The organism is Flagellimonas baculiformis, assembly GCF_033441575.1.
In the GTDB taxonomy this organism is placed as follows: Bacteria; Bacteroidota; Bacteroidia; order Flavobacteriales; family Flavobacteriaceae; genus Flagellimonas; species Flagellimonas baculiformis.
The window spans coordinates 164315-190932 of record NZ_JAUZVW010000007.1; the positions used below are offsets into that span (position 1 = coordinate 164315).

The following is a 26618-nucleotide window of genomic DNA, read 5'->3' on the forward strand; positions in this document are numbered from 1 at the left end:
CGGTCTGTATTACATTTGATATTGTTTCCATGTTGAATATGTCTTTAGAACAGTCTGAACTGTGTGGTTATACCATAGGTGGCAGGGTCTCCAAGTACTCCTGCATAATGTCCCGCATTGCCCCCCGCGGGCAACAATTGCTCGAAATAATCCTTGTCGAACAGGTTCCTTGCCCAAACAAAAACGGAAAAGCTTTTACTGCTCCTGAAACCCAGCCTACCGTTTACTAGGGTATAGCCCTCAACGTTCAGGAAACGGGATGCGGATGGATCGGAAGAAAATGAAGATCGGCCATATAGATCCGCACCGAAAAAAAACTCGCCCGCTTTGCCGAATAGATTTCCTTTGCCATACACCTCGGAACCAACGGTCACGGTCCATTTTGATATGCCGGGGAGAACTTCCCCTGAAATGTCCTTTGAATCATTACCTCCCGTTTCCTCCAAGGGAACAGGTGCATTCTCAAACGATATGTATTTCCCATCGGTATAGGCCACAGAAGCGTTCACCCTGAAATATTTGGAGGGATCATAGTAGCCATCAAGCTCCACGCCCTGTACCCTTACTTTTTCCGCATTGGCCAAATACCCCCTGGTCACTCCCAACTGGGAAGACCTTACATTGGTCTGATAATCGTTTATCGTCGTGTTGAACCCTGTAATGTTGAGCACGGCATTTTTAAATGGCTCGGATTTGAGTCCCAACTCAAAATGGTGCGTCTTCTCCGGCCGTACCACGGCCAGTTCCAAAAGAGGTTCGCCATCTTCCGTGGGTATCCCTCCCAAGTTCAGGCCAACAGGCTTAAAACCCAGGGAATACGTACCATACACCCTAAGGTTTTCCTGGACGCTGTAATCCACGGTCAACTGTCCGGAAAGGTTCCAATCATCGATGTCGGTCTGGAATGAAATGGGGGTAAAGACCCTTTCCTGTAAAGCGATGAGTTCTGGGTCATCTGTCTGTAGCCCCCCGGTAACCGTCCGCTGAAAATCAACTTCCTTCTGGTCATAGTTGATACGGAATCCCGGTAGGACGGACCATTTATCGGAAATGCTCCAATCCAGTTGCCCAAAGAGGGCCCCACTAAAGTTTCTGAACTTGGGCCTGGTCTCCTGCGTCAGTCCATCCAGCAATCCGGGAGTTTCCCAAAGGGGGTCTTGGTTGTTCTGGACAAATCGCCATTGATCGGAACCCGCCTCCAAAATGTGGGCACCATCCGGGTCCAATTTTTGGTAAAAGGCAAACACACCAATGGTACCGTTGAGCTTATCGGTAAAATCCCCGGCATATCGGAACTCCTGGGTAAACTGATGGTGGATGGACGGGGCCTCTGACCGGGCAATGGCCGAAAGTCCCGTAAAGTCCCTATCGCTGGATGGACCCCACTTCCAACTTCTCCAAGCGGTGGTCGAAGTGAGGGTGCCCTTTCCAAGCTCAAGGTCCACATTCAAAGATAGCCCCCCGAAATCCTGGTCGGATCTCCATGGGGTATCGGTGTCTATGATACGATCAAAGGGATTGCGGCTGGGAAGGTCGTATCCCAGATCGGCTATGATGTTCTCGAACTGGCGGAACTCGGCCCGTTGGGTCGGGGCAGTGCCCGCATATACCTGGGCATAGCCATCGGGCCGTTGCCGGGTATAGTCCCCCGAAAATAGGATGCTTATATCGTCACTGGGCAAATACAACAATTGTCCCCTGATCCCTTGGTTGTTCAAGGTATTGGTATAGGATTGTGACCTTTGGTTGTATATGGTTCCATCGCGGGAGGTACCGCTGAACGAAATGCGGGCCGCCAATCTGTTCTCGACCAAGGGGCCAGATAGGGAACCTTTGGTCTGTATGAACCCGTAATTTCCAAAGGACTGTTCAAAGTTCAAGGTATTGGTAAAGGTGGGCCTTCTTGTGGTGATATTGAAGGTTCCAGCCGTGGTGTTCTTTCCGAAAAGGGTCCCTTGTGGCCCCCTTAACACCTCAATCTGTTTGGTGTCGATGAAATCGAGTGTGGTCGCCGCAGGTCGGGCATAATAGACCCCGTCCACATAAAAGCCCACACCGGGATCGATGCCATCATTGGTCAGTCCAAAGGTGGATCCCAGTCCCCTGATGTTCAATGTGGTATTTCGAGGATTGGACGAATATAATTGCACCGACGGCACAAGTTCTTTTACCCTGTTCACGTTGAAGGAAACCGAATTGTCTATTTCCCTTGCCCCTATTACTGCAATGGGAATGGGGATTTCCTGTACCGCCTCGCTTCTTCTTCGTGAGGTGACAATAATCTCGTTCAAAGAAGTGCTGGAAGGAGTCAGGTAAATCTCTAAAATTTGGGGAGCAGCCAACCTAAATTCCTTGGTCTCGTAGCCCAAATAGGAGACTTCAATGGCAATGGGGTAATTCTCCGTATGATCCAACCTAAAATTGCCCTCAAAATCGGTAACGGTGCCGTTTTGGGCATTTTGTACCACTATAGCGGCTCCTACCAAAGGTTCCGAAGTGGAAGCATCATAAACCGTACCTCGTAACTCTTGCTGGGCATTGGCCAAAGTGGTCCACAAAAACGGAAAATAGACCAATAGATAGATTTTGCTTTTCATAACATTTATATTCTATAGGATTAGTATGATTTAAAAACAAAAATATAAAACATATATTTCCTACCAAATTAATAGGATTTAAAATCTTAAAAAAAATTAATTGTTTTCCCTTAGTCTTTCTTCCCTTTGAAGTATGTTGGTCAGGGTTGCTGTATGTAGTTGGGCCACGGTCTGCTTTCGGATTTCCATGGCGACCTGTCTGATGCCGCAGGTAAGTTCGTCCACACATTCCTCGCAGCGCTCGTAGAAATTTTCCGACACACAAGGCAAAAGCGCAATGGCACCATCGAAAAGGCGCATGATATCTGCCATATGGATTTCATTGGGCGGCCTGTTCAGCGAATAACCCCCATACTTGCCCTTGGTACTTCGCAGAATACGTGCATTCTTCAATTCTGCCAAAATGGATTCTAGAAATTTCAGAGGGATGTTCTCCTCAGTGGCAATGCTTCTAACCGAAACAGGTTGTTCCTCCAATTTGGAGGCGATATGCACCAAGGCCTTGATGGCGTATTTTGACTTTTTTGATAACATCGATAGTACTGAAGTGCCCCTAAAATACAATTAAAGATTTTAATCCGTCGAGCTATTTAGCCTGAAAGATTTTAAACTTCCTCCAATACGCCTTCATTACTTTCGTTATTTTACGAACAGCGCCTTAAAAGTAGTCGCATCGTTGTCCTCTTCGGGGTTTTCTTCCTCGAACATTTTCAAAAAATTGGAAAAACTGGTCCATGAGGTGTGCAGCATGCCCCTATAGCGGGGTTTCATTTCGGCAGTTGCGTTCTTTCGGAGTGTTTTGAGCATTTCTTGCTGTTCCAAGGCCACTTTGGGCTTTCGCCAAGAGCAAGTGGCCACATCAAATCCGTTCATGGCAAAATAGATGGCCGTGGGGTCGGGCCGCTCATAGTGCCAATCGCAGATCATCACATCCTTTGGGATAAGGTCTATGGCACGGTGGGTATTGTTCATACTGGCCTCCCACATGCCAAGTCCGGTGGTCTTGCCATCGATCAAGCGATCGCCCCAGACCCAAAGCCGCTTATTGGTCTTGGCCAGATGGTTCCTGATCTTGGTGACCTCACCCGCAAAGAGTTCCGCCTTGTCCCTTCCGTTGCATCGTGGGCAATTGGGCATCCCAATGTAGAACACCTCATCCATCCCGGCATGAAAGGCATCGGCCTTAAAGGCCGTGGTGATCTCATCCACAAGGTCAAAGACCACTTTGTGCACCTCAGGATGTAGCGGACAATAGCTTTTGCAGTACAGTCCGTCCGCGTTGGGCCATTTGTATTCCTGTGGAATTTTCACCTCGGGGGTCTCATCAAATTCGGGATAGACCTCCAACAGTTTCCCGATCTTATCGGCCCAGGATTGGTGTCCTAATAAATTGATCTGGGGAATCACTTGGATATTGTTGTTCTGGCAGGCGGCCACGATTGCATCCACATCTGCTTGCGAAAGCGGGTTTTCGGAAACCAGTTCTGGATATGAGGTGTATTGAAAATTGTAATCGACACGAAGTACCAAGGTATTGATCTTTCGTGGGGCCAGTTCCTCATTGATGAATTTCACGAAAAGGTCCACATTGTCCTTGTCCGGGGCTGCAATGGCCAATCCTCGCAAGGGCAACTGTTCGTCCTGTGCACGCATTAGCAAAACAGCAAACAACAGGAAACTGAATAACACGGTTCTTTTCATGGTCGTAGAGTTAAGGTTGATGCCACAGGTGTCTTGACCCATGCGGCCCTACAAACATATTGATTTTGTTTGTTTTTTTGGAAGGAGAACAACGTGGACCGGTACTATTACCCATTTACAGCGCATCCCGTAGGGCAGTGGCAATCTTTTGGTTCCATTCCAGTTGCTTTTCCCGGTTCCTGGAAAAATTGGTCTCCCAATCGTACTGGTCCTGAAAGTCATCGAGCTCTTGAAGGATATCGTTGTAGATTTTCCGTACCTCGGCCTTCACATCATCGGAAAATGAGGTGCGCTTTAGCCTATTGCGCATTTTACGGGCAAAGAGCTCTGAAATGTCAAAATGGAGCTGTTCATGGGCCAAGGTATTGTCGTTGCAGAGTGTTGGCCTGTACCAAGATTCGTTCGGGTAAAAATAGGCGGTCACCTCAAAATCCAGTTTCACTTCGTGGTGCAACAGGTTGGCAGAATAGGAATAGCTGATACCACTGGCTGTAGTGGCGGCGGGAACGGCGGCCGGGGGAACTTTCCCCTTAAAGTCGTCCCAACTGAGCCTTATGTTTTCATTCCATGGAACACCCTCCTCAATTTCTTGTGCAAATCCCAAAAAACTGAGAAAAAGCAAGCATCCGATCAAAACTATCTTACCCAATGAAAATCGATTACCCTTTCAATGTCCGGATGGAGGCTATAGTGCACGGGGCATGTGTTTGCGGTATGCACCAAAATCTTTCTGTTCTTTTCGGACACATCGGCCGGAAGTTCCAGTTTTACCTCAATTTTGGATATCCGTCTTGGGTTGGCAGCCATGTGTTTGGTCACTTCGGCGGTGGAACCTTTCAAATCCACACCCAAGTCCCTGGCCTTGATTCCCATGATGGTCATCATACAATTGGCCAATCCGGTCGCCACGGTGTCCGTCGGGGAAAAGGCCTCGCCCTTGCCGTTGTTGTCAACAGGGGCATCGGTGATGTATTCACTTCCTGACCTGACATGGACGCAGGTGGTCCGCAGGTCTCCGTTATAGGTTACTTTTGATGTCATCGGGATTCACTTCTTTGATCTGTAAGTCTTCGTACTTCATAATATAACAGGCCCTGTTGAAGTAGCCTGAGGTCCAATCATTCAAATAATCAAAGCTGTTGCCGGTGTACTCCGTCAGACCGATGATCTTGGAGGTTTCAAAAAGATTGTTCTTGTGGGCCAACTTCAACAAAATATCGAAGGTAACATCAAACCCACGCACCGCGTAGCGATCAGGCTTTAATCCATTATAACGCTTTTCGTAGGCCGCGACAAAGGTGTCGTTCTCCGCTTCTCTATAAAATGAGGGATAGGTGAACTTCAAATTGGACAGGTGGGTCATGGAAACCGCATCGTCCTCAAACGCTCCGTTGTAGCTGGTGGTGAACATGCGCACTTTTGTCTTCTCCGTGTTCGCAGAGTTCAAAATGGAACTGACGCTGGACACCATATTGGGTTGGTCCGTTTCCAAGAATACCCAATTCTCCTTGGTATCTGAAAGCTTTACCAGAAATCGGTCCAGATGGAGGGACTTGTTGTCTATGATCTTCGCGATTTGTGCCGCCGGGAATTTGGACAGAATGGAATCGTGCGCTACCTGATGGGTGGAATCGGCCACAATGATCACATTCTCTCCCTTATGTATTTTTTTCATGTAGGAGAGCATTTTCTCCCTCAATACGGCATCGCGCGGTACGGAAAAGAATACATTGCTATGGCTCAACTTACTTTCCGAAGTAATCGGGGCGATCACCGGAATGTTCTTGGTGGCCGCTTGCACGGCAACCTCGTTCAAGGCTTCGGAGGACAAGGGACCAATGATGGCATTTACACCCAAAAGATTTTCCCTAAAAAGGATTTCCTTGACCTTAGCCTGGCTCAGTTCGGTATCGTAGGTTTTCACATCGACCGAAACGCCCAATTTTTTGATGGAATCCAAGGCGACCAAAGCCCCTGTGTACAATCCGAGGCTAATGGCAAGGTCCCTCCGGTTCTTGATCATGCTCTCAGCCTTTTCCTTATCGTTCACGTTTACACGATCCAGCCTAAAGGGCAACATGAAGACCAGTTTGGGCCTGTTCGTGACATCAATACTGTCTATCAGGTTAATCTTGTCCAGGACCAAGGCATTCTTTACCTCTAGGCCCGTGGCCTTATCTTTGGGAAGTTTGAGCACCATGCCCGCTTTGAGGCCGTTTTCAAGATCGGGGTTCAAACGGAAAAGTTCCTCCCTTGAAATCTTGAGGTTTTGGGTGATCCTGAAAATATTCTGCTTTGGTTTGACTTCGTAAAAGATGAAGTTTTCGGTGTTCACTGCTCCCGATGTGTCCCTTTTCTTGGGCAAGCGGATGACCATACCTTCCTTGAGGCCACCTTGTTTCATCACCTCTGGATTCAGCTTGACAATGGAGTCAGAAGGGATTCCGTATTCCCTGCCCAAACTATATAAGGTCATTTTTGGGGGAACGGTGTAAGAGGTGAACAGGTTCACTTGCTGTTCCTTGAGACTATCGCCTTTGGGTCGGGGAAGTTTGAGCTCCTGCCCAGCCGCCAAATAATTGTTGGTCTTGTCCAAATCGGGGTTCAGGAGCAAGAGACTGTCCACGGTAATGCCATACTTATGGGCAATGCTCCATCGGGTTTCCTTGGGCTGGACGGTATAGGTCTCAAAATCGAGGTCCCTTTCCTCATCCGGGTCCATTTTAGGAAACTTGGGAATCTGGAGCACCATTCCTTTTTTCAACTGCTCGGAATACAACTGGCGGTTATAGCGCTTGATCTGGTCTTCGGTGACCTTGTATTTTTGGGTGAGCCCGAACATGGTCTCTTTTCTTTTCACCCTGTGGCGCGTGTAGCCAATCGGTTTTTCTTCCTCTTGTTCCTCCTGTGCAGGTTTCTTTTCCTCCACGGTCACGGCTCCGTTCAACGGAATGATCAACATGGTGTTGACCTTCACATCGGAAGCACTTTTGATTTCCTTGTTGGCCTGTAAAATGGAGTAGGGCGTAACCTTGTACTTCTGGGAAATGCTCTGTAGCGTTTCCCCCTCCTTTACGGCATGTGTGGCATAATTCTGTGCGGAAACCGGGATTGCCGCCAAAAAGATGACCGCAATGACCAGTTGTAAGATGTTTTTTTTCATTCCCATTCTATAGTTGCAGGTGGTTTTGAGCTGATGTCATACACTACTCTATTAACGCCCTTGACCTTGTTTATTATATCATTTGAGGTCTTTTGAAGGAATTCATAGGGTAAATTCACCCAATCTGCCGTCATTCCATCGGTACTTTCAACGGCCCTGAGCGCGACACATTTCTCGTAGGTACGCTCATCTCCCATGACCCCGACACTATCTACGGGCAAAAGCATGGCTCCGGCCTGCCAAACCTTGTCATAAAGTCCCCATTTTTTCAAACCTTCAATAAAAATGGCATCCACTTCTTGTAAAATGGCCACTTTTTCCGGGGTGATGTCCCCCAAGATCCGTATGCCCAATCCCGGTCCGGGAAAGGGATGACGTCCCAAAATGGATTCGGACATGCCCATGCTGGCCCCTACCCTTCTCACCTCATCCTTGAACAACATTTTCAGGGGCTCCACGATCTTCAGCTTCATATAATCCGGCAATCCGCCCACATTGTGGTGGCTCTTGATCACGGCCGATGGTCCACCACTTGCCGAAACGGATTCGATCCTATCCGGATAAATGGTGCCCTGTGCCAACCATTTTGCATTTTCCACTTTGTGGGCCTCATCATCAAAAACCTCGATGAAGACCCTGCCAATGATCTTTCTCTTTCCCTCGGGATCGGATTCTCCCTTCAGCGCGTCCAAAAAACGTGCCGAAGCATCCACTCCCTTCACATTGAGTCCCATGTGCTTGTATTGGTCCAGCACATTTTCGAACTCATTTTTGCGTAAAAGGCCATTGTTCACAAAGATACAGTGCAAATGGTCCCCTATGGCTTTGTGCAGCAACATGGCCGCTACGCTGGAATCCACGCCTCCGGACAACCCAAGGATCACTTTATCGTCACCGATTTCGGCTTTCAACTCTTCAACGGTAGTCTCCACAAAGGCATCGGGGGTCCAGTCCTGTTTCAATCCGGCAATGTTCACCAAAAAGTTTTCGAGTAACTTTTTCCCGTCCGTTGTGTGGTAAACTTCAGGGTGAAATTGAATACCGTACGTGGTTTCGCCATCGATCTTGAAAGCCGCATTTTCCACATCGTGTGTACTGGCCAACCGGATACCGCCTTCGGGAAGTTCCTTGATGGTGTCGCTATGGCTCATCCATACCTGGCTTCCTTGGTCCAACCCTTTCAAAAATTCCTCCTCATTTTTTACGAAGGACAAATTGGCCCTTCCATATTCCCTTGTCGCGGATGGCGCCACATTGCCTCCATGAAAGTGGGACAGGTATTGCGCCCCGTAGCAAATGCCCAACAATGGCATTTTGCCCTTGATTCCGGAAAGATCGGGATGGGGAGCGGTTTCGGACCTTACGGAGGAAGGCGACCCCGAAAGGATCACGGCCTTATATTCCGAAAGGTCGTCGGGCAACTTGTTGTATGGTTTTATTTCCGAGTATATGTTCAGTTCCCTGACGCGTCTTGCGATCAATTGGGTGTACTGGGAACCGAAATCCAAGATGAGTACGTTGTTATGCATGGGCAAAAATAGCAATTTGCTTTAGTTGAAAAAGTATGTTTTAAAGGATATTTATGACACTTTTTCAAAAGGTCGCCTATACGTATGGATTCCAGTAGTGTGCCCTATATGATGCTTCCATTTTGAAGAACATAACCTTATGTAGTTTTTTTCTTAACAGTTTTCGTCATTTATTTGCGTTTCCTAAAACAAGTATAAAGCATGATCAAGGGATTCATCTTTGATTTGGACGGAGTGATCACAGATACTGCCGAGTTGCACTACGAAGCCTGGAAAAAACTTTCCGATGAAATGGGCTGGCACTTTGACCGTGAACTCAATGAGAAACTCAGGGGCATATCCCGAATGGATTCCATAAAGGTCATCATGGACCACAACCACGTTTCCCTTGCAGAGGACACGGTGGTTGAGCTTGCCACCAAAAAAAATGACCTCTATGTCGATAGTTTGGAGAGCATGACCCCCGAGGATTATCTTCCAGGTGCCAAGGAACTGCTCACCCATTTGCGACAGGAAGGATTCTTGGTCGCTTTGGGAAGTGCCAGCAAAAATGCGATCAAGGTGCTCCAACAGCTCAAAGCCATGCATTATTTTGATGTGATCGGGGACGGGAACAGTGTGGCCAAGAGCAAGCCTGCCCCGGATATCTTTTTGTACGCTTCCGAAAAATTGAAATTACAACCCAGCAATTGTGTGGTTTTCGAGGATGCCGAAAAAGGTATCGATGCTGCCATTGCCGGCGGATTCCACAGCGTTGGGATTGGTCCCGAAGAACGAGTGGGCCATGCCGAGTTGCGGTTCAATACCATGAAGGAAGCCACCTATTTTGAGGTCAGGTCCTTCTTTTCCGATTTTTTCTGATTCCTTTTTGAAAATGGACATAAAAGCAAAAAGCCCCGGGAACCACTCCGGAGCTTTTCAATAAAATCAAAACCAACCTAAACATATGAGTTAACCAACTCATAAATCTTTAATCTTTACTTTTTCATAGCAATTTTCAATAACAAAACAACCATAGGGGAAAATACCCTACCTGCTTTTTTACTTTTTTTTGAAAAAAAATTGATTTGCTGTCCTTGATTAGGATTTCAAGATGAGGAATCCATCAGAGAATGGGTCCAAGGTATCCAATAAGGAAGGAATCAGGAAGTCCCCCATTTCCAGGTACATTTCGGAAAAATTGAGCTGTCTTTCCTGAAGGGACCTATTGGGAAACAATTCATTCTGAAGGTCGGTCAACCGGACCACGTGGTCCTTCAACTTTCTTTTTTGGGCCTGCAGCAACCGCTTTTCCAGGGCATCCAATCCTTTCTTTTGTTTGACTTCCTGGGCCTTTACCGCTCCCAAAAAGCTCTTGTCCGTCTGCTCCGCCAGTTCATACATCAACTGGAACTGTTCTTCCAATAATTTCTTCTGGGGAGAAAAATCAATATCGATGTTGGAAATTTCCCGAATCTTCTTGTTGATCAGCGAATGTTGTTTCAGGAAGAGGTGGGAAATTTTCACGCCCAGCTTTTGTGCTTTTTTGTGCTGCTTTTCCGTGACCAGCAAAGCTGAATTTCGAAGCAGGAGCATGGGAAAGGTGATTCTCATATCCCCAAAATAAGGTTTGAGTTCCAACCAATAGGCCAACTCCCCTCCTCCTCCGATATAACAGAGATTGGGCAGGATGATTTCTTGGTACAATGGCCGGGCGATCACATTGGGTGAAAACCGTTCGGGATGCTGCCCCAATTCTTCCCGAAGCTCATCCGGGGAGAATTTGATCTGGGTATCGACCACATAAAAATGTCCATTCTTTTTAACGATCCGATCCCTGAGACCATCTTTCAAATAAAAGTAATTGATTTCCCGAGGGTTCACTTGGATGGTATAGTCGGCAGATACCTTGGCAAGCGCGTCAATGGTCTCCGTTACTTGGTGAAAGGGTGTATGTTCAAAAATATCCTTCTCCGCAAACGGCACCAGTAATTTCTTCAGTGCAGCATCATCCCCATCCACAATGACCAAACCTTGATCGCCAAACAGCTCATTGGCCAAAAAACGGGTGGCCTTGGCAAGGTTGTCATGCTCCAAATAAGCCTTTCTGAAGAGGTCCTTCAATCTTTCCGCCTTGGCGGTCTGTCCCAATTCGGCGGTAAGTGTTTCAAAAAGAACGTCCAGTCCTTCCGTGGACAGTCTTCCCACCGCGCCGGACGCTTTTCTGTTCCACTGTATCTTTTTACCATGCAGGTTGAAATAATTGATCTCCTCAAAATCATGGTCCTCCGTGGCCATCCAATAGACCGGCACAAAATGATGGTTCGGATGTTTCTCTTTCAGTTGCTTCGCCAAGTTGATAGCCGAAACGATCTTGTACAAAAAATATAAGGGTCCGGTGAAAAGGTTCAATTGATGTCCCGTTACCACCGTAAACGTATGGTCATCGGACAAGGAAGCCATGTTGTCCCTGGTGGCTTCCGACGTTTCAAAACCGTGGTACTGTCTTTTCAAAGATTCCACCAAGACCGCTCTGTGGGCATTTGGATAGTTTTGCTGCTTTTCCTTGATCTGCGCCTCAAAGTTTTCGGGCAATGGAAAACGGTTGAAAAATGGCTTTAGTTCTTCCCGTTGGTCCAGATAATCGCAAATAAGCCTTGAAAAATAACCTGTTTCCTTAAAAGGTACACAATCTACTTCCATTAAAACTGAATGAGGTGGTCAAAGATAATTCTCTTCTTTTTTTATCGTCCCAAAAATACGTTAATTACTTTTTTGCCCTTCAAGCCACTGAAAATTGTAACTCTAGCTGAATTTATTGTTAGATTTGGTTCATACTAATTAACCATCGCATGACCCGATTTTTATTTTTTACCGCTTTATTGATTTCCCTTTCCGCCACTTCGCAACAATTGAAATCTCCCTCGGAATTTTTAAGTTACGAACTTGGGACGGAGTTTACCCGCCATCACGAAGTGGTGGACTATTATGAATATTTGGCCGAAGCCGCCCCGGACCGTGTAAAACTTACCGTTTATGGGCAGACCAACGAGCGCAGACCCTTGTTACTGGCCTATGTTTCCACTGCGGAAAATATTGCCAATTTGGAAAACATCAGGCAGGAACATTTGAAGGATACCCAGGGAGGTGGAAATTCCGACAAGGCCGTTGTATGGTTAAGCTATAACGTTCACGGAAATGAAAGTGTCAGCACCGAGGCTTCCATGAAGACCATTTATGAGCTATTGACGGCCAAGAGTTCCTATTTGGAAAATACGGTGGTCATCATGGATCCCTGTGTCAACCCAGATGGTCGTGACCGATACAGCAATTGGTACAATCAATATAAGAACAACCCCTATCAAGTGGACCCCAACAGCAAGGAACACCACGAAGGTTGGTGGAGCGGACGCAGCAACCACTATATGTTCGACCTGAACCGCGATTGGGCATGGTTGACGCAAGTGGAGAGCCAACAGCGCATAAAGGTCTTCAACGATTGGTTGCCCCATGTGCATGTGGATTTCCATGAGCAGGGAGTGGACAACCCCTATTACTTTGCCCCCGCTGCGGAACCTTATCATGAGGTCATTACAGATTTTCAACGTGATTTTCAGGTCATCTTGGGAAAAAACCACGCCAAATATTTTGATGCCAACGGATGGTTCTATTTTACCAAAGAGGTGTTTGATCTTTTCTATCCTAGTTATGGCGACACTTATCCCGTTTATAATGGATCCATCGGAATGACCTATGAGCAAGGGGGAAGCGGGCGTGCTGGACTGGGCATTGTTACCAGCATTGGAGATACCCTTACGCTGAAGGACAGGATCGCGCATCATTTCACCACTGGGTTGTCCACGGTGGAGGTTTCTTCGCAGAACGCCAAAAAATTGAACGAGGAGTTCAAAAAATTCTACCAAAACCAGAACTTCAAATACAAAAGCTATGTACTGAAAGGCAACAAGGACAAGTTGGATGCTTTAAAAGCCCTTTTGGAAAAACACAAGATCCAATTTGGGGACCTCACAAGTGGCTCGTACAAGGGCCATGCCTATGGTTCTGGAAACAATGGTAGCATGTCCATTGACAAAAACGGAATGGTGGTCTCCACCAACCAGCCCAAGGGCACCTTGGTGCAGGTACTCTTCGAGCCCAATGCCAAGCTGTCGGATTCCTTGACCTATGACATTACGGCCTGGTCACTGCCCTATGCCTATGGTTTGGATGCCATTGCCACCACTTCCTTGGTCGCACCCCAAAACAATGGGGATACTGGGCCTAAATCGGTTATAAACCCAAACAGCTATGCCCATCTTACGGACTGGAACAGCCTCAAGGACGCCAAATTCTTGGCCGAACTCCTCAAAGAGGGCATCCGGGTGCGGAAAACGGACCATCCCTTTTCCATTGAGGGCAAGTCTTTTGATCGCGGCACCTTGATCATCACCAAAGGTGATAATGAACATGCGCCTGATTTTGTACAAAAACTACAGTCCATTGCCAACACCTATCAAAAAGAAATCGTGTCCACCAGTACCGGATTTGTGGATTCGGGAAAGGATTTTGGTTCTTCTTATGTACAAATGGTGACCGAGCCCAAAATTGCGGTTTTGTCCGGCGGACCCACCTCAACCCTTCGTTTTGGTGAAGTCTGGCATTTTTTTGAACAGCAACTGCAGTATCCGCTCACTGTAATCGATGACGAATATGCCAAAAGGGTGGACTTGGGCAAGTATAACATTCTGATTTTACCCGATGGCCGCTACGGCAACTATTTTGATGAAAACCAACTTTCCGAATTGAAGGATTGGGTAAGAAAAGGAGGCAAGATCATTGCCATGGGCGGTGCCATCAGTGCCATTGACGGGGAAAAAGGATTTGGCATCAAGGAAAAGAAAGAGGAAAAAGACGATGAAAAGACCAATGTCCCCCTCCCCTACAAAGATGCCGAGAGGGAACAGATAAAAGAGGCCATCACCGGGGCAATCTTCAAGACCAAGGTGGACAATACCCACCCCTTGGCCTACGGCTACGGGTCCGATTATTTCACCTTGAAATTGGGCAGTTCCAGCTATGATTATCTGGACGGGGGCAATGTGGTGTATATCGAGGATGTTACCAGACCATTCTCAGGTTTTGCCGGCAGCGAAGCGCAAAAAAAGATTGCCAAATCCTTGGTCTATGGTTCCGAACAGTTCGGCAGGGGCCAAGTTATCTATATGGTGGACAATCCCTTGTTCAGAGGTTTTTGGGAAAACGGCAAGCTGTTCTTTGCCAATGCCCTCTTCATGGTCAATTAAAAACCATAGATACTTGATTATAAAATATTTAGTTGATATTTTCAAGGTGGCAGAAGATACAGCGAAATCCAAAATTTTGTATCTTTAGTAGTACTTTCAATTAAAACTTTTGGATATGCAACTGAACAAACTATTCCCATCGTTGTGGAAAACCCCGTCCATAGTGTGGTTCGCCATATTGGCCCTGACAGCACTTGGCTCTACCAGAGCTTTTGCATTCCAAGACAGCGCCATTGATTTTGATCAATATAGCGGTGAAGTTGTGGATGGATCCACGAACAAGCCCTTGGTGTTCGCAACACTGACCGTGGAAGGAACCAATATCAGTACCATAACCAATACCGAAGGAAACTTTCTACTAAAAGTCCCTAAAAACACCAGCAGCAAAAATGTCATCGTATCCTTTTTGGGCTATAAGACACAGTGGGTGCCCATATCCGAACTTGAGCCTGAAAAAAATAAAATTTCGCTGGCTGTTTCCGTTACCCAATTGTCGGAAATCAATATCAATGCCCCAAAAGATGCAACGGCATTGGTAAAGGAGACCATGGCAAAAAGGGATCAAAACTACTTTGGGGATCCTGCTGTGATGACCGCATTCTACCGGGAAACCATAAAGAGACGGAGAAAAAACGTATCCTTGGCCGAAGCGGTGGTGACCATCTACAAAACTCCCTATGGGTCCAACAGGGACGATGCCGTGGAACTCTACAAAGCCCGAAAAAGTACAGATTACAGCAAATTGGACACCGTGGCGCTGAAGCTTCAGGGCGGCCCGTACAACACCTTGTATGTGGATGTCATGAAATATCCCGAATATCTTTTCGCCGACGAGTCCATATCCAACTATAAATTCTCATTCGACCGGTCCATCAGGGTCAATGATGCGTTGATCTATGTGATCAAATTCACCCAGCATGAAAACATCATCGATCCCCTTTATCAAGGCGAACTCTTTATCGATGTGGAAAAAAGGACGCTGACCAGTGCCATTTTCTCCTTGAACATTACCGATAGGGACAAGGCAGCGGAACTCTTTGTCCGAAGGAAGCCTGCAAAAGTGGACGTTTGGCCCACAGAGGTTGCCTATAGGGTGGATTACCGCGAAAAAGATGGACGATGGTTCTATGGATACAGCAGTGTCACCATGGAGTTCAAAGTGGACTGGGCGGACAAATGGTTCAATTCCGTGTACAGCATGACGGCCGAAATGGCCATAACCGATTGGGAGAAAAACAACAGCGGGGAACTTCCAAGGAACCGGGAACGGATCAAGAAGTCCATCATCATGGGCGATGAGGCCTTAGGTTTCTCCGACGCTGATTTTTGGGGGGAATACAACATCATCGAACCCGAGAAATCCATAGAATCGGCCATACGGAAGATTCAACGGCAATTGCGCCGCGATGAGCGGAACAGTGACTAGGCCCAAATCCTGACGCCAATTTTTTTGTGCATATATTTACTTTGGATTTTGCCATCAGTAATTTATAATGCAACGCACGACCAATGTCCAAACGAAGAAGTTTTCTAAAATCAGTCACCGCCCTTGGGGCCACTGCCCTATTGCCCCAAACCGGATGGGGAAATGAGCAACGATCCGTCCCAAATCCCATCATCAAACCCAAAAAACTGAAAAAAGGGGACACCATCGGTCTGGTGGCGCCAGGCTATGCCATCAAACCCGAAGTACTGCAAAAAGCCTTGGACACCTTGGAGGAAATGGGGTTCAAAACTTTTCACACTTCACGAATCTTGGGCAATCATGGGTATTTCAGTAATACTGACGAAGAGCGGGTGATGGACGTGAACCAGATGTTCGCCAACCCGGAAGTGGACGGTATCCTTTGTGCACGGGGCGGTTATGGTTGCACCCGTATCCTTGACCGTCTGGATTACAATAGCATTCGGAACAACCCGAAGGTCCTTATTGGGTTCAGTGACATCACCGCATTGATACAGGCCATTTACAAACAAACCGGGCTGGTCTGTTTCCATGGTCCGGTGGGCAGTACGTTGGATGATTCCTATAGCCAAAAGTATTTCAAGAAAATATTGATGAAAGGGAAGCATTCCCAAACCATCAAAAATGTGAAACTGACAGATCCAGAATTTCTGGGCAATCCTGAATACGAAAGATATGTCATCACCCCTGGAACTTGTCAGGGCGAACTTGCAGGGGGAAGTCTCACTTTGGTCAATGCACTGATCGGCACCCCCCACGAAATAGATTTCACGGACAAGCTCGTTTTTTTGGAAGATGTAGAGGAAGCCCCGTACCGAGTGGACCGTATGCTCACCCAACTCATTGAAGGGCCCACTTTTTCCAAGGCCAAAGGGATCATGTTCGGGGTCTGCAAAGGCTGTGACCGAGAAAAAGAAGACACTAATTTCACACTAAAAGAGGTGATTTTGGACAGGATTGCCCCTTTGGGGATTCCTGCTGCCTATGGCATGAGCTTTGGGCATGTTCCAAATAACTTCACACTTCCGGTGGGCATCCAATCCGCCTTCAACGCGGATGAAATGGGTCTGGAACTGCTGGAAACTGCAGTTTCTTGAATTTTCTCCCCTACTGTTTTGTGCCATAAGCCATTAGCGTTGTTTTTTTAGGATTAAGTTTTTTTGGAAAACGTGCTGTATTAAATAAAAAAAACGATATTAGCGAAGCTGTTTCACCCATAACCCCTCCGGAACAGTAATCCACCTCAGCTAAACGTCATTATCAGTTTTTTTAACCTAACCTACTAACCATGAAGCATGTACTTCCCAGGTTCCAAAGACCTATCAAAAGCAAGGACGAGCCCTTTGTCGATGTTTCGCATTGGGAAAAAGCTATTGAAGCCTACGACAGCAAAAATTTCAAGGATGCCCTTATCGAGACCATCAATTACATCAATCCAAAATTGCTGGCCAACAAGGATAGGGATGGGGATATCCACATTGTGCAGAGCCAAGGCTCCTCTGAAATCCATATTTCCATTGCAGATGACACTTTTTCCGTAAAGGCACCCTTTTTACGTATTGTGGAAAATACCAACAAAATTGCATTGTTCAGAAGGGTCGCCGAGATCAACTTTCATCCGTTGAAACTGTCCCAGATCCATTTGGACGGAAACACCCTATGGTTTGCGTACAAAACAGACATCCCTCTTTGCCAACCCTACAAGGTCTATGACGTATTGAGGGAAATCAGCATCAATTCGGATAATTACGACGATGAGTTCATCGATAAGTACAAAGCCGAATTCTATCAAGAACCCAAAGTAACCCCTTTGACCGACTCGGAAAAAGAGGAGGTATGGCAGCAAATAGGTTCCATTTTGGAGGAATACAAGAAATTCAGCGCCCAATTCAAGGAAAAAAGATGGGATGATTTCCAATGGGACATATCAGTCATTTCCTTATTGAAAATTGTGAACATGCCATGCGTTCACGGTACCTTGAGGACCACTCTGGAGAGCTATATATCCACACTTTATGACAGCCAGACCGATTTTAGACATCGAGTGGACAAAAGTTTTGGCTTTATGCAAAAATTGTGCGCTATGACCAAAGAAGAGTACTTGGCCAATATGTACCATGCTGAGGCCGTTATTTCCTTAAAATGGAGAAGCTCTACCCAAATATTGCAGGCCGATGCCCAAAACATGAAACACAATGTGGACCGCTATGTACAGGAAAACAACAATCTGATGTTGTGCTACTATCTGCAATATTCATTTTTGTATATCCTTTTCACTTTCAATGTCGAGGAACACCACAAGGAAGCCATATACAGTGTGTTGGAAAAAGTCTCGGGAATGGAGCTCCAGATGGCCGCTCCCATACTACTGGAAACCTATAATGGTTTCTTGAACGGAACAACGGGAACTGTTGTTCAGAAAAAAGGATTCTTCTCAAAATTTTTCAGCTAACCAAATCAAAAAACAGATGGAAAATATTCAAAAATCGGTCTTTAAGATCATAACCGCCTCAGGTACAGGAAGTGGGTTCATCATAAACGGGTACAACCATATCGTCACCAACTACCATGTGGTAAAAGGAGAAAAAGTGGTAGCGATCGAGGACCATAAAAAAGATAGGCATGTGGCCCATGTGGTCATGGCCAACCCAGAGGCGGACCTTGCCTTTTTGTCCACCAATGGTATCAGCCCCACACATGATGGTATTTCGCTACAGGAAGACATCATTATTGCCAACACCCAAAAGGTGTTCATCAACGGTTATCCGTTCGGTATGCCCTATACCATTACAGAAGGCATCATATCATCCGTGAGCCAACCCTTGGGCAATAGGAGCTACATACAAACGGATGCCGCCGTAAATCCAGGAAACTCAGGGGGACCCATACTGAACGAAGCAGGCATGCTCATCGGGGTCACCACCTCCAAGTTCACCAATGCGGACAATGTCGGGTTTGGCATCAAACATTCCGATCTGGTAAAGGAACTGAGGGACTTTGCAAATGCCAATGGGACTTCTTTCAATGTAAAATGCAATTCCTGTGACTATTACACCGAGGTAGCGACCGAATTCTGCAACAACTGTGGCCACTCCATGGACATATCGATTTGGGATGAATTTGAAAAAAGTCATTTTGCCCAATTTGTGGAAGATGCCATTACCGAACTTGGAATGGACCCAGTTTTGGGAAGGGCCGGCAGGGATTTTTGGGAGTTCCATCAAGGAAGTGCCCTCATCAGGATCTTTGTCTTCCAAAGAGATTACCTGATTGCCACCTCACCGTTGAACAACCTACCCAAACAAAATTTGGAGGAACTGCTCACCTATCTTTTGGAAAACCATGTCGAACCTTATTATTTGGGCATACATGACAACAAGATTTTTGTTTCCTACAGGGCGCACATCTCCGATATTTTCACGGAACACGCAGAAAACGTAAAGAAAAATCTCAAACATTTGGCCCTAAAAGCAGATGATCTGGACAATTTCTTTTCGGACAATTATGGTTGTGAAATGGCCATAGAATCCAAGGAAGAAAAGTAATGCTGATTGATGCTACCCCACAAGAATGGGGCCGCACGCAACAAAAAGAGAAATAGCATTTGTTTATATCTCTATATTTAGCCACTTAAACATAAACCTTATCTAAACATGAAAAGAATTGTATTAGTGACCGTTGCTGTATTTGCTTTGGCATTTTCAGCACAAGCCCAAGATGTAAGATTTGGGGCGACCGCAGGGTATCTGAATGCAAGGGGAAGCGTTAAAGCCGAAGGCATTAGCATATCCGCTTCAGAATCTGGATTTTACATCGGGGCAGTGGCCGATTTTGTTGTCTCTGACAATTTTAGCGTCCAACCAGAGCTTCTCTATGCAAGTGTCGATGAAAGTGATGGTCTTTAGCTTCCGATCCTGGGCAAGTTTGCCATTTCGGAAAAATTCAATTTTCAAGTGGGTCCGCAACTCGTCTTTTCGCTGGAAGAAACACCAGAGGACTTTAGCAGTGTGGAGTTTGACGTTGCAGGGGGAATCGGTTATGACATCAATGAAGACTTCTTTGTCGAGGCCAGATATACCTTTCAGATCAACAACTCCTACACCGGCAGCGAAGATGTCAAGGTTAGGAGCAACTACTTGACCGTTGGGTTGGGGTACAAGTTCCTATAAGAACCTTTTTTATCCAAAACCATATAAAAAAGAGGGCAGTGATTCACTGCCCTCTTTTATTTTTATGCATTCAAACAGGAAGTTACTTTGAAAAATCCTGAAGTGTCTTGATGATGATGGAAACGCAATCCATCAACTGTTCGCGGGTCATCACCAAAGGTGGGGCGAACCGGATGATGTTCCCATGGGTCGGCTTGGCCAAAAGTCCGTTTTCCTTCAAGGTCATGCAAATGTCCCAAGCTGTGGAACTGTCCTCACTATCATTGATGACGATGGCGTTCAGCAATCCCTTGCCACGAACTTTTTCTACCAAATCACAAGTGGGGATGAACTTGTTCAATTCTTCTCGGAACAATTCCCCCAATTCCTGCGCATTCTGTGCCAAATTCTCTTCTTGGACCACTTCCAAGGCAGCCATGGCCACGGCAGCTGCAACGGGGTTGCCCCCAAAAGTACTTCCATGGCTTCCCGGGGTGATGACTTCCATGACCCCATCATTCGCCAATACTGCGGAAACAGGATAGACTCCGCCTGAAAGTGCCTTGCCCAAGATCAAAATGTCCGGTTTCACTCCTTCATGGTCCAAGGCCAACATTTTACCTGTCCGGGCAATGCCGGTCTGGACCTCATCGGCAATAAAAAGTACATTGTATTTTTCGCAAAGGGCCTTGGCCTTTTTCAGATAACCTTCGGATGGCACATAAACACCTGCTTCACCCTGTATCGGTTCCACCAAAAACCCAGCTATATGTGGATTGGCTTCCAACGTTTTTTCCAAGGCCGACAGGTCATCGTAAGCAATCTTGATGAAACCTTCGGTATAGGGACCATAGTCCGTTCGGGCCACAGGATCATTGGAAAAAGAGATGATGGTGGTGGTCCTACCATGGAAATTGTTCTCGCATACCACAATCTGGGCCCGGTCTTCGGAAATCCCTTTCTTTTGGTAGGCCCATCGCCGGCAGATCTTGAGGGCCGTTTCCACGGCCTCCGCCCCGGTGTTCATGGGCAACAGTTTGTCAAACCCAAAAACCGAGGTGGCATATTGTTCATACTTGCCCAACATGTCATTGTAAAAAGCCCTTGAGGTCAGGGTCAGTGTCTTGGCCTGGTCCATCAGGGCACCAATGATCTTGGGGTGGCAATGCCCCTGGTTCACCGCCGAATAGGCAGAAAGGAAATCATAGTATTTCTTTCCTTCCACATCCCAGACATGCACGCCTTCCCCCCTGCTCAAAACCACGGGCAGCGGGTGGTAATTGTGGGCTCCGTACTTGTTTTCCAAATCGATCGCTTGCTGCGAAGTCAAATGCTCTAAAACAGTCATTTCAATAATGATTAAATTGATAAAACAACCATTCCTACTGTACCTTTATTCTTTCGGAGTCCCGAAAAAGCAGCGTGGGAGAGAAATCATCCCTTGGAGTGCACGCAAATTACAAATTATTGGCCAAATATTTTGGGGAAGAGATGGGCAAAGTTTTAGGGTCGATTTAAGAAGCTCCGCCATGACAAATACCAAAAAGGGGTTACTTTTGCTGCATGCGACGAAAGAATAAACGACAGACGTTTGAACATGTGGAAGTCATTGATGCCGGCGCCAAAGGAAAATCGGTGGGGAAAGCACCGGATGGCAGGGTCATTTTTCTATCCAATGCCGTTCCGGGCGATGTGGTGGATGTGATGACCACCAAAAAGAAAAGTGCCTATTTTGAAGGTGTGGCCACCCATTTCCACAAGCTTTCCGATAAACGAACCACCCCCGAATGCCAACATTTTGGGACCTGTGGTGGGTGCAAATGGCAACATATGGGCTATGGGCACCAACTGTATTTCAAGCAACGGGAGGTGGAGAACAACCTCAAACGCATCGGAAACCTGGAACTTCCGGATGTCAATGCCATTCTGGGTTCCGAAAAGGAATATTTCTACAGGAACAAGATGGAATTTTCTTTTTCCAACAGCAGATGGCTCACCCAAAAGGAAATTGTCTCGGACAGGGATTTTGAAGATAGGAACGCTTTGGGTTTCCATATTCCCGGCATGTGGGACAAGATCTTGGACATCAAAAAGTGCCATCTTCAGCAAGACCCTTCCAATGCCATCCGACTGGAGGTGAAAAAATTCGCCGTCGAAAACGGACTGCCCTTTTTTGACCCCAGAAACCAAAAGGGATTGCTTCGAACGCTCATGATACGGACAGCATCCACCGGAGAGATCATGGTACTCCTCCAATTCTTTGAGGACCAAAAACAGGAAAGGGAACAGTTGCTGAACCATTTGATGGAAAAATTCCCAGAGATCACTTCGTTGCAATATGTGATCAACCCCAAACAGAACGACACGATCTATGACCAAGAAGTGGTCTGTTTTTCTGGTCGCGACCATATTTTTGAAGAAATGGAGGGGTTACGGTTCAAGATAAATGCCAAATCATTTTACCAGACCAATTCGGAACAGGCCCATGTGCTCTACAACGTGACCAGGGATTTTGCCGGGCTCACTGGTAATGAACTGGTGTACGATCTGTACACCGGCACAGGAACCATTGCCCAGTTTGTCTCCAAAAAGGCCAAAAAGGTGGTGGGTGTGGAATCCGTTCCCGAAGCCATTGAAGATGCCAAGGCCAATGCGGTACTGAACGGCATTTCGAATGTGGAATTCTTTGTGGGCGATATGAAAAATGTGTTCAATGATGATTTTATCGCCCAACACGGCAGCCCCGATGTGATCATTACCGACCCTCCAAGGGACGGCATGCACAAACAGGTGGTGGAGCAATTGCTCCAGGTGGCACCGCCCAAAATTGTCTACGTGAGTTGTAACAGTGCCACCCAGGCAAGGGACTTGGCTTTGATGAAGGACACCTACAAAGTGACCAAGGTGCAGCCAGTGGATATGTTCCCGCAGACCCATCACGTGGAAAATGTTGTACTTTTGGAAAAACGGGTGTAATTGTTGAATTAAAATCCGCTACTATTTGGAATGAAGAGAATAATCCCCATCCTGCTTATCCTATTATTGCTCATCTATTTTTCTTCCTGCGAAAAAGATGACATCTGTGTCAACGGGGACACACCGCTTCTGGTCATTGGTTTTTTTGACATAGAAGATACCACTGTCGCAAAGGATGTGCCATCGCTCCGTATCAAAGAAGTGATCTTGGACAGCACCCTCAACACCTTTACTGACCGGGCCGATTTGGACTCGATAGGGATTCCACTCCGGAACGACGTGACCAGCACCTCATTTGCCTTTATCAACGATTCTGCCGATGATGAAGAGACCGATGCGGAAACCGGAAACATTGATTCCCTGACCATTTCGTATACCACAAGGGAAGATTTTGCTTCCCGGGCATGCGGGTTCGTGATCAATTATGATGGCATCAGCATTACGCTCCCTGAAAGTGCAACCAATTGGATACAGGACATTTCCATTGTCCAACAAAACATTGAAAACTCCAACAACATCCATGTCAAGATATTTCATTAGTCTTTTCGTTTCCATGGTACTACTCCCCATTTGTATGTTGGGGCAGAGCGAACCTATAGACCTTCAACCCAAAGATACCGTGGAGTATAAGGATGAATATGGCCTTCGGGTGGGTGTGGATTTGAGCAAACTGGTGTTGTCCTTTGCCGATGAGGACTACACAGGCCTGGAATTGGTCGGGGACTACCGATTGACCCAAAAACTTTATTTGGCCGCTGAGATCGGGAACGAGACCAAAACACAGGGAGAAAGCCTGAACAGTACCCTGCTCTACAATTTCAAGACCTCGGGAAGCTACATTAAAGTGGGGGCAGAAGTGAACACCTACCAAAATTGGTTCGGGATGAACAATTCCATCACCATCGGGGGAAGGTTTGCCGCTGCGAGTTTTAGCCAGACCCTGAACGATTACACCATTTTCAACAGCAATCATCTATACAATCCCGACTTTTTGCCGGGCATCCAACCCAATGAGGAATTCAGTGGTCTGAACGCTTCGTGGTTGGAGTTCGTCATGGGCATCAAGGCCGAACTTTTCGCCAATATTTATATTGGCATGAGTGCCCGTTTGGGATTCTTGGTTTCCAACAAGGAAGATGAGCGCTTCCCGAACCTTTGGATCCCTGGTTTCAACAAGGTGACGGACGGGAGTAATTTTGGGGTGAGCTACAACTATAGCATCTCCTACTTCATCCCTCTATATAAAAAATCAAAAAAGAAAAAGGAAGAACCCGAACAGTAACCATGAAGAATAGCCATATCAATTATGTGGAGTTCAAGGCTAATGACCTTCAAAAAATAAAGGATTTTTATGGCCCAACCTTTGGTTGGTCGTTCACGGACTATGGTCCCGATTATGTTGCCTTTTCGGATAGTGGACTTGAAGGTGGTTTTGAAAGAACCGAGGAACAGGCAGTGAACGGGGCTCTGATCGTACTCTACCATGAGGACCTGGAAGGCATACGGGAAAAGGTGGTCAACGCAGGGGGTGTCATTGTCAAGGACATATTCTCTTTTCCCGGCGGCAGAAGGTTCCATTTTACCGACCCATCCCATAATGAACTGGCCATTTGGTCGGACAAATAAGCAATTCCAACTTCGTTGATCCCAACAAAAAAAGGACCTGAATTTTCAAGTCCTTTTCCCGATAATTAGATTGAGTTAGTTAGTTTGTGTTCTAAACACATGCCAAAGCTAAACATTTATTCCACTTAAGCAAATTTTTTCGTTGTTGTTGTTGCAACAATCACAAAATAGCTCGGCTATTGTTGGAACTTTGCTTTTTTGCTTCCTTCATAAATTTCGTACTTGACCAAGCGTGCCTCCAGTTTTCCGTTATAGGCCTTTATTTTCCGTGATGGACGTAAACCCACATGCTTTAAAGCCTCAAGGTTGGAGGTGATCATCCATGCATCCGTGCCGGGATACTGTTGCTTCAAGGTGTCCCCTATCTTGGCATAGAATTCGTCCACCTCAATGGGCAAACGCTCCCCATACGGAGGGTTGAACACCATATGCAGCTTACCCTCCACCGGTTTCTCCGTCCTGAAAAAATCCTTCCGATCTATGGTGATGTATTCCGCAAGATTGGCATTCTCCACATTTTCCTGCGCCTTTCGTACCGCGGAGGGGGCCTTGTCGTATCCGATTATCTTATGATGGAACTCCCGGGTCTTCTTCAAACTGGCCGCCACAATTTTTTCATGCAGTTCTGCATCGTAATCCTTCCAGCGCATAAAGGCATATGCTTCCCGATTGATGTTGGCCGGGATGTTGCAGGCAATCATGGCGGCTTCGATCAAAAAGGTACCGCTACCGCACATAGGATCCAAAAAATCAGTGTGTCCGTCCCAAGCACTTGCCAAGAGCAGTCCGGCGGCCAATACCTCATTGATCGGCGCAATATTGGTCAAAATGCGGTATCCCCTTTGGTGCAATGAATTTCCGGAACTGTCCAGCGAGACTGTACAGGTATTTTGATGGATGTGGATATTGATCCGCACATCGGGATCTTGCGAATCCACATTGGGACGTTGTCTTTCCACTTCCCTGAATTTGTCCACAATGGCATCTTTGGCCTTGAGGGAGACAAACATGGAATTATTGAACACCTCCGAACTCATGGTCGTGTCTATAGCGAAGGTTTTATCAGCACCAAAAAATTGGGGCCAATCCAGTTCGTAAATACTTTTATAGAGGTCCTTTTCGTTAAAGACCCTGAACGTGCTTATGGGCTTGTACACTTTCAATGCCGTCCGAAGGCACAGATTGGCCTTGTACATGAACCCGGTGTCCCCTTCAAATGTTACGTTCCTGACGCCTTCCTCTACCCGGCCTGCCCCCAAGTTCCGTAGTTCTTTGGCCAAAAGGGGCTCAAAGCCATAGAGGGTCTTGGCCATCATCTTAAAATTTCCTGCCATCCTATCTTAAAATCTTTCCGTAAAAATAGGCTATTTTTGCCCCTTCAAGCCTAGATATGGATTTTCCTTCTATCTTCATTTATTTGGCCCCCATCGTCGCCGTTTGGGCAGGATTTGCATTCGTGCGGTTCACAAAGCCTAACCATACGGGACGTATCAAGCTTTTGTTGGCGTTCAGTGGCGCCTTTTTATTGGCACTCACTTTTTTTGAACTGCTCCCGGAAGTATATGAAGGCCATGACCCCAAAACCATTGCACTTTATATCTTGGGGGGCATCTTGTTGCAGATTTTTCTGGAATTCTTTTCCAAGGGAGCGGAACATGGACACCTGCACATCGATTTGAAGGAGAACAGGTTTCCCCTACTCCTTTTTCTGAGTTTGTCCGTGCACGCCTTGGTTGAAGGTGTTCCCATCCATGGCAACAACTCCATTCTCTATGGCATTATCATCCACAAGGTCCCGATTGCCATCGTACTCAGTATTTTTCTGCTGAACTCCAAAATGAGGTTGGGCACCATCCTGCTGTTCATGGCCGCTTTTTCGCTGATGACCCCTTTGGGCAGCTTTGTTTCGGCACAATCGGAATGGATGGAGAGTCACGGCCATTTGCTCACCTCCTTGGCCATTGGGGTGTTTTTTCATATTTCCACCATCATCCTTTTTGAAAGTGCGCAGGGGCACGCTTTCAATCTTAGGAAACTCTTGGTCATCATTTTGGGAATAGGGATTGCTTATTTTGTGTAGGTCTCATTGTCCTAACCTATTCCCTTTGTCGAATTTTCTGTCATTTATAGG

At 46.6% G+C, this 26618-nt stretch carries 23 protein-coding genes; 13 read left to right on the forward strand and 10 right to left on the reverse strand.

Annotated elements, in window-relative coordinates:
* Positions 1-44 precede the first annotated feature (44 nt).
* The 7 genes from SD450_RS11805 to guaA all read right to left on the reverse strand — a co-directional run bounded on the left by SD450_RS11805 (position 45) and on the right by guaA (position 8990).
* Positions 45-2597: a TonB-dependent receptor gene (locus SD450_RS11805; RefSeq protein ID WP_318344650.1), complete on the reverse strand. Its 2553-nt coding sequence runs from the start codon at positions 2595-2597 to the stop codon at positions 45-47.
* Between the two features lie 96 nt (positions 2598-2693).
* Positions 2694-3131, reverse strand: a complete 438-nt coding sequence (locus SD450_RS11810; RefSeq protein ID WP_318344651.1) for an RrF2 family transcriptional regulator — start codon at positions 3129-3131, stop codon at positions 2694-2696.
* A 105-nt stretch (positions 3132-3236) separates the two neighbouring features.
* Entirely contained in the window at positions 3237-4298 is a 1062-nt protein-coding gene (locus SD450_RS11815; protein WP_318344652.1) for a family 20 glycosylhydrolase, read from the reverse strand.
* 115 nt (positions 4299-4413) lie between these two features.
* The gene (locus SD450_RS11820; RefSeq protein WP_318344653.1) at positions 4414-4947 is read right to left on the reverse strand and encodes a DUF922 domain-containing protein; all 534 of its coding nucleotides are present in this window, start codon (positions 4945-4947) and stop codon (positions 4414-4416) included.
* Positions 4935-5339: an OsmC family protein gene (locus SD450_RS11825; protein ID WP_318344654.1), complete on the reverse strand. Its 405-nt coding sequence runs from the start codon at positions 5337-5339 to the stop codon at positions 4935-4937. The genes SD450_RS11820 and SD450_RS11825 overlap by 13 nt, the downstream gene beginning before the upstream one ends.
* On the reverse strand, positions 5317-7461 hold the full coding sequence (locus tag SD450_RS11830; RefSeq protein WP_318344655.1) for a LysM peptidoglycan-binding domain-containing protein: 2145 nt from the start codon (positions 7459-7461) through the stop codon (positions 5317-5319). Before SD450_RS11830 ends, SD450_RS11825 begins: the two co-directional genes overlap by 23 nt.
* Positions 7458-8990: a glutamine-hydrolyzing GMP synthase gene (gene guaA / locus SD450_RS11835; protein ID WP_318344656.1), complete on the reverse strand. Its 1533-nt coding sequence runs from the start codon at positions 8988-8990 to the stop codon at positions 7458-7460. Before guaA ends, SD450_RS11830 begins: the two co-directional genes overlap by 4 nt.
* 201 nt (positions 8991-9191) lie before the next feature.
* Between guaA and pgmB the strand changes: the two genes are divergently transcribed.
* Positions 9192-9851 carry a beta-phosphoglucomutase gene (gene pgmB / locus SD450_RS11840; RefSeq protein WP_318344657.1) on the forward strand — a complete coding sequence of 220 codons (660 nt, stop codon included), beginning with the start codon at positions 9192-9194 and terminating at the stop codon, positions 9849-9851.
* 219 nt (positions 9852-10070) lie between these two features.
* On the opposite strand, the gene bshC is transcribed toward pgmB, so the two are convergent.
* Positions 10071-11672, reverse strand: a complete 1602-nt coding sequence (gene bshC / locus SD450_RS11845) for a bacillithiol biosynthesis cysteine-adding enzyme BshC (RefSeq protein WP_318344658.1) — start codon at positions 11670-11672, stop codon at positions 10071-10073.
* A gap of 149 nt (positions 11673-11821) precedes the next feature.
* On the opposite strand from bshC, the gene SD450_RS11850 reads away from it, so the two are divergent.
* The 7 genes from SD450_RS11850 to SD450_RS11880 all read left to right on the forward strand — a co-directional run bounded on the left by SD450_RS11850 (position 11822) and on the right by SD450_RS11880 (position 19906).
* Positions 11822-14272, forward strand: a complete 2451-nt coding sequence (locus SD450_RS11850; RefSeq protein ID WP_318344659.1) for a M14 metallopeptidase family protein — start codon at positions 11822-11824, stop codon at positions 14270-14272.
* A 115-nt stretch (positions 14273-14387) separates the two neighbouring features.
* A complete protein-coding gene (locus SD450_RS11855) occupies positions 14388-15698 on the forward strand; it encodes a carboxypeptidase-like regulatory domain-containing protein (protein ID WP_318344660.1) in 1311 nt (436 codons plus the stop codon).
* An 83-nt stretch (positions 15699-15781) separates the two neighbouring features.
* The gene (locus SD450_RS11860) at positions 15782-16834 is read left to right on the forward strand and encodes a S66 peptidase family protein (protein WP_318344661.1); all 1053 of its coding nucleotides are present in this window, start codon (positions 15782-15784) and stop codon (positions 16832-16834) included.
* Between the two features lie 191 nt (positions 16835-17025).
* The gene (locus SD450_RS11865) at positions 17026-18189 is read left to right on the forward strand and encodes a type III secretion system chaperone family protein (RefSeq protein ID WP_318344662.1); all 1164 of its coding nucleotides are present in this window, start codon (positions 17026-17028) and stop codon (positions 18187-18189) included.
* Between the two features lie 16 nt (positions 18190-18205).
* Positions 18206-19282, forward strand: a complete 1077-nt coding sequence (locus tag SD450_RS11870) for a serine protease (RefSeq protein ID WP_318344663.1) — start codon at positions 18206-18208, stop codon at positions 19280-19282.
* A gap of 108 nt (positions 19283-19390) precedes the next feature.
* Positions 19391-19642, forward strand: a complete 252-nt coding sequence (locus SD450_RS11875) for a porin family protein (RefSeq protein WP_318344664.1) — start codon at positions 19391-19393, stop codon at positions 19640-19642.
* Between the two features lie 24 nt (positions 19643-19666).
* Positions 19667-19906, forward strand: coding sequence for an outer membrane beta-barrel protein (locus SD450_RS11880; RefSeq protein WP_318344704.1), 240 nt, complete (start codon positions 19667-19669; stop codon positions 19904-19906).
* 82 nt (positions 19907-19988) lie between these two features.
* Here SD450_RS11880 and rocD read toward each other — a convergent pair whose 3' ends face one another.
* Positions 19989-21233, reverse strand: a complete 1245-nt coding sequence (gene rocD / locus SD450_RS11885) for an ornithine--oxo-acid transaminase (RefSeq protein ID WP_318344665.1) — start codon at positions 21231-21233, stop codon at positions 19989-19991.
* 215 nt (positions 21234-21448) lie between these two features.
* Here rocD and rlmD point away from each other — a divergent pair, with 215 nt between their 5' ends.
* Genes rlmD through SD450_RS11905 form a run of 4 tightly spaced genes read left to right on the forward strand, consistent with a single transcriptional unit; the run spans position 21449 to position 24487 of the window.
* Positions 21449-22861 carry a 23S rRNA (uracil(1939)-C(5))-methyltransferase RlmD gene (rlmD, locus tag SD450_RS11890; protein WP_318344666.1) on the forward strand — a complete coding sequence of 471 codons (1413 nt, stop codon included), beginning with the start codon at positions 21449-21451 and terminating at the stop codon, positions 22859-22861.
* Between the two features lie 30 nt (positions 22862-22891).
* Positions 22892-23401 (forward strand): DUF6452 family protein, encoded by a 510-nt coding sequence (locus SD450_RS11895; RefSeq protein ID WP_318344667.1) that lies wholly within the window; start codon positions 22892-22894, stop codon positions 23399-23401.
* The gene (locus tag SD450_RS11900) at positions 23382-24143 is read left to right on the forward strand and encodes a DUF6048 family protein (RefSeq protein ID WP_108425396.1); all 762 of its coding nucleotides are present in this window, start codon (positions 23382-23384) and stop codon (positions 24141-24143) included. Before SD450_RS11895 ends, SD450_RS11900 begins: the two co-directional genes overlap by 20 nt.
* A 2-nt stretch (positions 24144-24145) precedes the next feature.
* Entirely contained in the window at positions 24146-24487 is a 342-nt protein-coding gene (locus tag SD450_RS11905; RefSeq protein WP_318344668.1) for a VOC family protein, read from the forward strand.
* 176 nt (positions 24488-24663) lie between these two features.
* Here SD450_RS11905 and SD450_RS11910 read toward each other — a convergent pair whose 3' ends face one another.
* The gene (locus SD450_RS11910) at positions 24664-25821 is read right to left on the reverse strand and encodes a THUMP domain-containing class I SAM-dependent RNA methyltransferase (RefSeq protein WP_318344669.1); all 1158 of its coding nucleotides are present in this window, start codon (positions 25819-25821) and stop codon (positions 24664-24666) included.
* A gap of 56 nt (positions 25822-25877) precedes the next feature.
* On the opposite strand from SD450_RS11910, the gene SD450_RS11915 reads away from it, so the two are divergent.
* Complete coding sequence (locus SD450_RS11915) at positions 25878-26567, forward strand: ZIP family metal transporter (RefSeq protein ID WP_318344670.1); 690 nt, start codon at positions 25878-25880, stop codon at positions 26565-26567.
* The last annotated feature ends 51 nt before the right edge of the window (positions 26568-26618 follow it).